8 protein-coding genes are annotated in these 9,712 nt (G+C 63.3%); 6 read left to right on the forward strand and 2 right to left on the reverse strand.

Annotation, left to right across the window (positions count from 1 at the left end; translation table 11 throughout):
* Positions 1 to 38: 38 nt before the first annotated feature.
* Complete coding sequence (locus AC2FNJ_RS16430) at positions 39 to 728, forward strand: nitroreductase family protein (RefSeq protein WP_496765759.1); 690 nt, start codon at positions 39 to 41, stop codon at positions 726 to 728.
* A 49-nt stretch (positions 729 to 777) separates the two neighbouring features.
* Here the strand turns inward: AC2FNJ_RS16430 and AC2FNJ_RS16435 are convergent, their stop codons facing one another.
* Positions 778 to 1,518 carry a YebC/PmpR family DNA-binding transcriptional regulator gene (locus AC2FNJ_RS16435; protein ID WP_496765760.1) on the reverse strand — a complete coding sequence of 247 codons (741 nt, stop codon included), beginning with the start codon at positions 1,516 to 1,518 and terminating at the stop codon, positions 778 to 780.
* A gap of 107 nt (positions 1,519 to 1,625) precedes the next feature.
* On the opposite strand from AC2FNJ_RS16435, the gene AC2FNJ_RS16440 reads away from it, so the two are divergent.
* The 4 genes from AC2FNJ_RS16440 (at position 1,626) to AC2FNJ_RS16455 (ending at position 6,784) form a co-directional block, all read left to right on the forward strand.
* Positions 1,626 to 3,398: an SLC13 family permease gene (locus AC2FNJ_RS16440; RefSeq protein ID WP_496765762.1), complete on the forward strand. Its 1,773-nt coding sequence runs from the start codon at positions 1,626 to 1,628 to the stop codon at positions 3,396 to 3,398.
* Positions 3,399 to 3,446: 48 nt separating this feature from the next.
* Positions 3,447 to 4,181, forward strand: a complete 735-nt coding sequence (locus AC2FNJ_RS16445) for a glutamine amidotransferase (protein ID WP_496765763.1) — start codon at positions 3,447 to 3,449, stop codon at positions 4,179 to 4,181.
* 72 nt (positions 4,182 to 4,253) lie between these two features.
* Positions 4,254 to 5,111, forward strand: coding sequence for a bile acid:sodium symporter family protein (locus AC2FNJ_RS16450; RefSeq protein WP_496765764.1), 858 nt, complete (start codon positions 4,254 to 4,256; stop codon positions 5,109 to 5,111).
* A gap of 11 nt (positions 5,112 to 5,122) precedes the next feature.
* Positions 5,123 to 6,784: an FAD-binding dehydrogenase gene (locus tag AC2FNJ_RS16455; RefSeq protein ID WP_496765765.1), complete on the forward strand. Its 1,662-nt coding sequence runs from the start codon at positions 5,123 to 5,125 to the stop codon at positions 6,782 to 6,784.
* A gap of 28 nt (positions 6,785 to 6,812) precedes the next feature.
* On the opposite strand, the gene AC2FNJ_RS16460 is transcribed toward AC2FNJ_RS16455, so the two are convergent.
* Positions 6,813 to 7,271: a cupin domain-containing protein gene (locus tag AC2FNJ_RS16460; RefSeq protein ID WP_496765767.1), complete on the reverse strand. Its 459-nt coding sequence runs from the start codon at positions 7,269 to 7,271 to the stop codon at positions 6,813 to 6,815.
* A 180-nt stretch (positions 7,272 to 7,451) separates the two neighbouring features.
* Between AC2FNJ_RS16460 and AC2FNJ_RS16465 the strand changes: the two genes are divergently transcribed.
* Positions 7,452 to 9,569: a sterol desaturase family protein gene (locus AC2FNJ_RS16465; protein WP_496765769.1), complete on the forward strand. Its 2,118-nt coding sequence runs from the start codon at positions 7,452 to 7,454 to the stop codon at positions 9,567 to 9,569.
* The last annotated feature ends 143 nt before the right edge of the window (positions 9,570 to 9,712 follow it).

A 9,712-nucleotide genomic window follows, 5' to 3' on the forward strand; every position in this document is an offset into this window, starting at 1 on the left:
CACGGCGGATAAAGTGCCGGACCCTCGGAGGACAGGCCATGTTTGCCCGCGATGCGCTCAGCTATGATCCCATTCCCCTGCCCGACCGCAGCGATCTGAGCGATTCTCAGATGATTGCCGCCGCGCGCGCCTTTCACGACACGATGCGCAAACGGCACACCGTCCGCGACTACTCGGACCGGCCCGTTCCGCGGGACGTGATCGAAACCTGCATCCGCACGGCCGGTACTGCCCCTTCAGGCGCCAATCACCAACCCTGGCATTTCGCGGCGATTGCTGATCCGGCGCTGAAACGGCGCATTCGGGAAGAAGCCGAGGAGGAAGAACGCCGGTTCTATGCCGGCGGTGCCGGGGATGAATGGATCAAAGCGCTGGAACCGATCGGGACGAATGCGGTCAAGGAGCATCTGACCGTCGCGCCCTGGCTCATCGTGGTATTCGCCCAAAGATGGGGACAGTTCGAAGATGGCACCCGCTACAAGAATTACTACGTGCCCGAAAGCGTCAACATCGCCACCGGATTTCTGCTGGCGGCGCTGCATCACGCCGGGCTGAGCACCCTGACGCACACCCCGAACCCGATGCGATTCCTGAACGATGCGCTGCAGCGTCCCGCTTCGGAGAAACCGACGATGATCCTCGCGGTCGGACACCCGGCCGATGGGGCGACCGTGCCGGCGGTGGCCAAGTTGAAAAAGCCGCTGGAGGAGATCAGCAGCTTTTTCTGACGCTCGGATCGCCGCCGGAGGGCGCGCCCCGGCGCGACCGCCGCCGAGGTCACAACTGGGCCATCACCTCGTCCGTGGCCTCGAAGTTGGTGGTGACGCGCTGAACGTCGTCGTCGTCTTCCAGCGCCTCGATCAGCTTCATCAGCCGCTGCATGTCCTCGAGCCCCAACTCGGTCGTGGTCGTGGGCCGCCAGACCAGCTTGGTCGATTCAGACTCGCCCAGCGCCGCCTCCAACGCGCTGGAGACCTCGTTCAGGTCGGTATCGGCGCACCAGATGACATGCCCGTCTTCCGAGCTTTCCACGTCCTCCGCGCCCGCTTCGATCGCGGCCTCGAAGATGGTGTCCGCATCGCCCGCCGAAGCCGGGTAGACCACTTCGCCCTTGCGCTCGAACATGAACCCGACCGAACCGGTCTCGCCCAGATTGCCGCCGTTCTTCGAAAAGGTGGAGCGCACGTTCGATGCGGTGCGGTTCTTGTTGTCGGTCATGGTTTCGACGATGACGGCGACACCGTTGGGTCCATACCCTTCGTAGCGGATTTCCTCATACGCTTCGGCGTCGCCGCCGGTCGCCTTCTTGATCGCGCGCTCGATGTTGTCCTTGGGCATCGACTGCGATTTCGCTTCCTTCACCGCCAGACGCAGGCGCGGATTCTTGTCGGGATCGGGGTCGCCCATCTTGGCCGCGACGGTGATCTCCTTCGACAGCTTGGAAAACAGCTTGGACCGCGCGGCGTCCTGGCGCCCCTTGCGGTGCTGGATGTTGGCCCATTTGGAATGGCCGGCCATGTTGCGTCCTCGTGATGTTTGCGTATCCGGCGCTCATATAGACGCTAGCGCGCCAGGGGATCAAGAGAGCGGCTTGCCGGCCCCGGCGCGCAAGCTATGGTGGGCGCATGACCACGGATCAGATCATCTTGTTCGCCCTCTTCATTTCGGTCTTCGCGCTGCTCTTGTGGGGGCGGTTCCGCTATGATCTCGTGGCGTTCGCCGCCTTGATGGCCGGCGTCGTGCTGGGCGTGGTGCCGGTCGATGGCGCGTTTTCCGGCTTCGGACATCCCGCGACCATCATCGTCGCGCTGGTTCTGGTCGTGTCCGCGGGGCTGGTGCGGTCGGGCGCGGTGTTCATGATCACGCGAACCCTGGTCGATGCCTCGCGCGGGATGGGGCAGCATATCGCGCTGATGGGCGGGATTGGCGCCGTACTGTCGGCCTTCATGAACAACGTCGCCGCGCTTGCGCTGCTGATGCCGGTGGACATTCAGACCGCGCGCAAGGCCGGGCGCGCGGCGGGTCTGACTCTGATGCCGCTCAGTTTCGCAACCATTCTTGGCGGCATGGCCACGTTGATCGGCACGCCGCCCAACATCATCATCGCGTCGATCCGCGCCGATGCCCTGGGCGCGCCGTACCAGATGTTCGATTTCGCACCGGTGGGCGGGTTGGCCGCCCTGACCGGGCTGATCTTTGTCGCGCTGATCGGCTGGCGGCTGATCCCGGACCGCGGCGCGCAGACAGACACGTCCGACGCGCTGGCGCAGTATATCGCCGAATTGACGGTGCCGCCGGAGTCCGCGCATATCGGCAAACGCCTGGCCGAACTGGACGAAACCGCCGAAAAGACCGACGTGGCGATATTGGGGCTGATCCGCGATGGCAAACGGCGGTATGGCCGCGCCGCAAATGCGCTGCTCAAGGAAGGCGACGCGCTGGTTCTCGAAGCGACGCCCGAGGCGCTGGACGAGTTTCGCGCCGCTCTTGGCCTCGACTTTTCCGACAGCCGCCGGCAGGAGGCCCTGACCGCCGCCGGAGAGGGGCTGGAGGTGATCGAGGTCGTGGTGCCCGAAACGGCCCGCATCCGGGGACGTACCGCGCAGGGGCTGGGGCTGACCTGGCGGCAGAGCACCGTGTTGCTCGGTATTTCGCGGCAAGGCCGGCGCATCACCAAACAGGTCCGCAAGACCGAAGTCGAACCGGGTGACATCCTGTTGCTGCTCTGCCCGCGCGACCATGGCGCCGACGTAACCGAATGGCTGGGCTGCCTGCCCCTGGCCGGGCGGGGCTTGAACGTGACGGCGGACGACAAGGCGTGGCTTGCCATCGGCCTGTTCGCGGCCGCGGTCCTCGCCGCCAGCCTCGGGCTGGTGTATCTGCCGATCGCGCTGGGACTGGTGGTCATCGGCTATGTGCTCACCAAGATCCTGCCCATTGCGCAGATCTATGACCATATCGAATGGCCCGTGGTGGTGCTGTTGGGGTCGATGATACCGCTGGGATCGGCGCTGGAAACCTCGGGCGGCACCGAGCTGATTGCGGGCGCTCTGGTCTCTCTGACCGACGGGTTGCCCGCCTGGGCGATCCTGACCGTTCTGATGATCGTGACCATGACCTTGTCGGACGTGCTCAACAATACGGCCACCACGATCGTCGCCGCCCCGGTCGGCATCCAGATGGCCCGCACGCTGGAGGTATCGCCCGATCCGTTCCTGATGGCGGTGGCGGTCGCGGCATCGGCGGCGTTCCTGACCCCGATCGGGCACAAGAACAACACGCTGATCCTCGGGCCGGGCGGCTATCACTTCGGCGACTACTGGCGCATGGGATTGCCGCTGGAAGTGCTGATCGTCGCGGTTTCCATCCCGGCGATCCTGCTGTTCTGGCCGTTGTGACCCGATGCGCTGTTGCCAAAGGTCGGAACCGCGGGATAAGGGCAGACCATGAAACGATTTCTGGTTCTGCAACTTCGCCCGGAGACGGATGCCGCCGACGCGGAATTCGCGTCGATCCTCGACAAATGCGGTCTGCCCCCCGAACGCATGCACCGTATCCGGCTGGATTGCGAAGCGTTGCCCGAAGGGCTGGACGTCACCGATTATGCCGGTGTCATCGTCGGCGGTGGACCTGGCTGCGTCAGTGACGATCCCGCCACCAAGTCGCCCCTGGATGCCCGGATCGAAGCGGCAATCATGGGATTGATGCCGCAGATCATCGGCGTCGATCACCCGTTCATGGGGTGTTGCTACGGTCTGGGCATCCTTGCCGCGCATCTGGGCGGCGAAGTCAGCAAGGCGCGCTATGGCGAGCCGGTTGGCCCCTCGATCTGCAGGCTGACGCCGGATGCGGCCGCCGACCCGCTCACCGCCGGACTGCACCCCGTCTTCGAAGCGTTCGTGGGGCACAAGGAGGCGGTTCAATCCCTGCCGCCCGGGTGCGTTCATCTGGTGGCTTCCGATCCCTGCCCGATCCAGATGGTTCGCTGGGGCCAGAACGTCTATGCCACCCAGTTTCACCCCGAGGCGGACGCGCACGATTTCGAACAGCGCATCAACATCTACAAGGATCACGGCTATTTCCCGCCCGAGGATGCTGAGCGCCTGATCGCGCTTTGTCATGCCGCCGAAGTGACGCAGCCCGGAGAGATCCTGCGCCGCTTCGCCCGGCGATACGGCTGACCCGACGGAGCCGTTGCCTCACCCGGCATCGCGCGCTTAGGGTGATCGAAAACGGCTTTGGGAGGGGTTGTTTTGGATTTTCTCGTCAATGTGGGCCTGCCGGTCTCGCTGGCCATCATCATGCTGTCGCTGGGGGTCGGGCTCGAAGCGGCGGATTTCCGGCGCGTCGTCAGCCGACGCTATCCGTTTCTTATCGGCGCCGTCAGCCAGGTGGTGGTGCTGCCGTTGGTGGCCTTCGCGACCGTGATTCTGTTTGCCCTTCCGCCCGAGATCGCGGTCGGATTCATGCTGCTCAGCTTTTGCCCCGGTGGCGTGACCAGCAACATCCTGTCCAAGCTGGCGAAGGGGGACGTGGCGCTTTCGGTGACGCTGACCGCCGTCATCAGCCTGCTGTCCATCCTGACGGTGCCGGTGCTGGCGGCCTGGTCCGTGGGGTATTTCCTGGGCGCGGATGCGCCGGAGGTTTCCGTGACCGGCCTGGCCGTGGCCATGTTCCTGATCACGACGCTGCCGGTCGCGATCGGCGTCACGATCCGTCATTATTTCACCGGTTTCGCGGTTGCGGTTGACGGACCGCTGTCCAAACTCGCGACCGTTCTTTTTGTCCTTATCGTCATCGCGGCGCTGGCCGGAAACTGGCAGTTGTTCATCGACAATCTGGGCGTGATGGGCACCGGGCTGATCTCGCTCAACATCGCGCTGCTACTGATCGGATTCGGTCTGGCCCGCGCCGCCGGGTTGAGCTGGGGAGAAACCAAGACCATCTCGATCGAAACGGGCATCCAGAATTCGACGCTGGGCATCACGCTTGCGGCGCTGATCACGAACACCTCGACCGGATTCAGCCCGTTGGCCTTGCCTGCCGCGGTCTATGGCATCACCATGTATGCCGTCGCCCTGCCCTTCCTCTTCTGGTTCCGCCGCCACTGAAAGGATTGCCCATGAGCCAAAACTCCGCGGATGCGATCGTCGTAGGCGGCGGGCTTGCGGGCCTTGCCGCCGCAGCCGAACTGGGCGACCGGGGGAAGCGTGTGATCCTGCTGGATCAGGAACCCGAGCACTTTCTGGGCGGTCAGGCGTTCTGGAGCCTCGGCGGGCTGTTCATGGTGGACACGCCGGAACAGCGCCGGATGGGCATTCGCGACAGCCGCGACCTGGCCCTGCGCGACTGGATGGGCAGCGCGCAGTTCGACCGGCCCGAAGACGACTGGCCGCGCCGATGGGCCGAGGCCTATGTCGATTTCGCGGCCGGTGAGATGCGGCCCTGGCTGCACGCGATGGGTTTGCGCTGGTTTCCGGTGGTTGGCTGGGCGGAACGCGGCGGGTCTTATGCCGACGGTCACGGCAATTCCGTCCCCCGGTTTCACATCACTTGGGGCACCGGCCCGGGCATTCTGGAACCCTTCGTCCGGCGTGTGCGCGACCACGCCGCCGCCGGGCTGATCGATCTGCGGTTCCGGCATCAGGTGAGCCGCATCATCATGGAAAACGGCGCGGCCAGGGGCGTAGCCGGCGAGTTGCTGGCCGACGATGCCGCCCCGCGCGGCGCCAAAACCAACCGGGACGAGGTTGGCGCATTCGAGGTCCACGCCCCTTCGGTCATCGTGACGTCGGGTGGGATCGGCGGCAATTTCGAGATGGTGCGCAAGAATTGGCCGCGCGACCGACTGGGCGAGCCGCCACAGAACATGATCGCGGGCGTGCCGTTCCATGTCGATGGCCGCATGATCGGCATCAGCGAGGCTGCGGGCGGACTGGTGATCAACGGTGATCGCATGTGGCACTACACCGAGGGCGTGCGCAATTGGGATCCGATCTGGCCCGCGCATGGCATCCGCATTCTGCCCGGTCCAAGCTCGATGTGGTTCGACGCGCGCGGCAACCGGTTGCAACCGCCCTGCCTGCCCGGTTTCGATACGCTCGCCACGCTGCGCGAAATCCTGAAGACGGGGTTTGACTACAGCTGGTTCATTCTGACCCAGAAGGTGATCAAGAAGGAATTCGCTCTGTCGGGGTCGGAGCAGAACCCGGATTTCACCTCGGCACGTTGGCGCGAGGTGATCCGGCAGCGCGTTCTTTCGGGCTCGCGGGCGACCGGGCCGGTCGAGGCGTTCAAGGAGAAAGGCGAAGATTTCGTGGTCGCAGACACGCTTTCGGACCTGGTGGCGGGCATGAACGAGTTGGGCGGCGGCTTGCTGGACGAGGCGCATTTGAGAGCCCAGATCGAAGCGCGCGACAGCCAGATGGACAACCCGTTCACCAAGGACGCGCAGATCATGGCGATTCACGCCGCCCGGAACTATCGTGGCGACCGGATGATCCGCACCGCCAGGCCGCACAAGTTCCTTGATCCGGCCAACGGCCCTCTCATCGCGGTCAAGCTGCACATCCTGACCCGCAAGACGCTGGGCGGATTGCAGACCAATCTCGACAGCCAGATGATCGGAGCCGATGGCGCCGTCGTGCCCGGGCTGTTTGCGGCCGGCGAGGTCGCAGGTTTCGGTGGCGGAGGGTATCACGGCTACAACGCGCTGGAGGGCACGTTTCTGGGCGGCTGCATCTTTTCCGGGCGGAACGCCGGGCGATCCGAGGCGGTCGCCTAGGCGCGAAATCCCGGCCGCGCGTTGCGGATCAAAGAGGTGGCCCGAGAAACTCGATCTGCCATTTCCGGCTGAAGGCGTTCAGGGTTTCGGGGTCGGTCTTGCCCCCCTTCATCGTTTCGGCCAGGCCCGAAAAGAACGCGGTGTCGTTCAGGCCCGGCAGGATCATGACCAGCTGGCGCGATGGCGTCGGAGCCTCGTTGCGGAACGCATGAACCGCACCGCCCGGGATCGTCACCAGATCACCGGCTTCGGCGATGAACCGTTCGCCATCCACCTGATACAGATAGCGGCCTTCAAGAACCCGAAAGATCTCGGTTTCCGGGTGACGATGGAGGGGTGGACCGAAGCCGGGGGCATTCTCGGTTTCGATGATCGACATCTCACCGCCGCTGTCGCTGGGTTCCATGCGCACATGCAGCTTGAGCCCGATCTCGGGGATGTGAAGCGCCTCTTCGGAGAAATGCGAGCGTAGAAATCTGAACGGCATGTGGAAAGTCCTTCAATTGTCTAAGTTTGTTCCATGCTAGCAACGTCGGGGGGCCACACAAAGCGCACGGCGCCATCACTACTAATGCCTCCTGCCTGCGAATCATCCCCGTTCCGCACACAAACACGCCCAACTGTTGACAGATTGGCAAAGGATCTTCTGCTGATCGGATGAGGGCACATGATGGAACACCTGACGGCGTTGGGCCACAGCCTGATCAAGACCGCTACCGATCCGGCGGTGCGGTATTCCCTGTTCTACCTCGCCACGACATTGGTTCTCGCGCGGCTCATTTGGATGCTCCGCGGCCGCCCCGGCACGTTCTGGTCCTGGGTTCTGCCAAGGGAAATCTATCGTCACCGCTCCAACATTCTGGATCTCAAGCTGTTTCTCGCCAACCACATCCTCAATTTCGTCGGGACGTTTTCGGTTTTGGTGTTTGGCCCGATCGTCGCCTTTGCGACGCTCGAAATCCTCAACGACGTGGCATCCGGCGGAGATCTGGTTTCCTCGGTCTGGGCCAAAAGGCTGCTGGCCACGGTCGTGATCTTGCTGACCGCCGATTTCTGCAACTACTGGACCCACCGAATCAGCCATGAATGGAAAGTTCTCTGGCCCTTCCACGCGGTACACCACTCTGCCCCGGTCCTGACACCTTTGACCGTTTCCCGTGCGCATCCGGTCGAGGTCGCGCTGAGAAAGCTGGTCAACTCCCTGCTCGTCGGCGTCGTTCAGGGTCTGATGCTGTTCGCCTTCGTGGGCCAAGTCGACCTCTACACCATTGGTGGCGCCAACGTTGCCCATGTCGTCTTCAATGCGCTGGGGTCCAATTTCCGCCATAGCCACATCTGGATCAGCTATGGCCGGTTCTGGGAACACATCCTCATCTCACCGGCCCAACATCAGATTCACCACTCCTCCGCAAAAGAGCATCATGACAAGAATTACGGGTCGATCTTTGCGATTTGGGATTGGATGTTCGGAACGCTGTATGTCCCGACAAAAACCGAAGACCTGAAATTCGGGATCACCGATGCAAAGGGGAACTACCTGGACGATCCGCATCCGACGCTCCAAGCGGCGCTGTTCGAGCCGTTCTCGGACAGTTGGCGTTGGCTCCGCCGCAAGTTGGGTATGAGTGCGGCATCACCTGTACCGAGCCGTGGAATGACTCCGGGCCTGTCGCTTTGGCTCGATGCCTTGCGGGCCGGTGCCGCGCTCACGGTGCTATTCGGGCATATGGCGCATCTCAGGTTTACGCGCGGCGATTATCAGATCCTGCGCGAGATCAACATAGCCAGCGACGCGGTCATCGTGTTCTTCGTGCTGTCCGGACTGGTGATCGCCTATGCGGCCGAACGCGACGGGTCGCTCGATCGCTTTGCATTCAACCGCCTGACCCGCATCTTCACGGTCGTAGTTCCAGCGCTCATCCTGACCCTTGTCTTCGATGCCATTGGAACCCGGATCGACATGGAGGCTTATCCTCAGGGCTACTATCAGCCTTTGCCTCTGACCGAGTTCCTGTTTCGCGGCCTGACACTTTCGACGCAATGGGTCGGGACAATGGATCCTGTCCGGTTGGGCTCGAACGGTCCGCTCTGGTCGCTGAGCTATGAGGTCGCTTTCTACATGCTGTTCGGCGTTGCGATCTTCATCAGAGGGGCTTTGCGGATCGTGCTGCTCGCATTGATGGCGTTGGTGTTCGGCATCCCCATCCTGGCGCTGTTCCCGGCCTGGCTGCTGGGCGTTGCGGTCTGGCGGGCGGGGACGGGTACGCACAACACTACTCTGGCGCGGGCGTGGGCCTTGGCAATACTTCCGATCTGCCTGCTCGTCGTATTGAAATGGTCAGGTGCTTGGATTGTGTTGAGCGAATGGACGCAACACTGGATGGCCCCCGCCAACCACCACGCCGTTCTGCTGTATTCGGACGAGGTGCTCTGGAACATGGTCATGGCGTCTTGCATCGCGCTGCACCTGACAGGTGTGCGAGGGATCGCGGAACGACAGAAGTTCGATGCCAGTGGCGCATTCGCCAAGCTCACTCGATGGGTCGCCGGAGCCAGCTTTTCAATCTATGTCGTCCACTATCCAACCCTGCATCTGCTGGATGCGGTATTGCCTGCGGACCTGTTGGGCCACGATCTGATCATGTTGTTGCTGACGCTCGCAGTCAGCTTCGCCTTTGCATCGGCCTTCGAACGCCCTCTCGCGCGGTTCCGCCGCATCGCGCGACCGGCTTGGGCGGCGGCGGGCCGTACCCTGAGGTCGAAACGGACTTTGCCTGCCGAATGACCCTGTTGCGGCACCTGCGGCTTCAGCGCGGAATGGACCGATAGCCATCCGGAACACGGGGCACCCATATGCTGCCGTCCAGCGCCGCCCGTCGGCCAAGCTCGTAAATTTCCATCAAATGGGCCTGTCCGAAGTCCAGCGCA

This window comes from Ruegeria sp. BHSB196 (genome assembly GCF_059613135.1).

What these genes read in the sequence shown, in the direction of transcription:
- AC2FNJ_RS16460 (WP_496765767.1), bottom strand. Translation starts at nt 7,271, where the DNA reads ATGCCGTTCAGATTTCTACGCTCGCATTTCTCCGAAGAGGCGCTTCAC.
- AC2FNJ_RS16430 (WP_496765759.1), top strand. Translation starts at nt 39, where the DNA reads ATGTTTGCCCGCGATGCGCTCAGCTATGATCCCATTCCCCTGCCCGAC.
- AC2FNJ_RS16440 (WP_496765762.1), top strand. Translation starts at nt 1,626, where the DNA reads ATGACCACGGATCAGATCATCTTGTTCGCCCTCTTCATTTCGGTCTTC.
- AC2FNJ_RS16445 (WP_496765763.1), top strand. Translation starts at nt 3,447, where the DNA reads ATGAAACGATTTCTGGTTCTGCAACTTCGCCCGGAGACGGATGCCGCC.
- AC2FNJ_RS16455 (WP_496765765.1), top strand. Translation starts at nt 5,123, where the DNA reads ATGAGCCAAAACTCCGCGGATGCGATCGTCGTAGGCGGCGGGCTTGCG.
- AC2FNJ_RS16435 (WP_496765760.1), bottom strand. Translation starts at nt 1,518, where the DNA reads ATGGCCGGCCATTCCAAATGGGCCAACATCCAGCACCGCAAGGGGCGC.
- AC2FNJ_RS16465 (WP_496765769.1), top strand. Translation starts at nt 7,452, where the DNA reads ATGATGGAACACCTGACGGCGTTGGGCCACAGCCTGATCAAGACCGCT.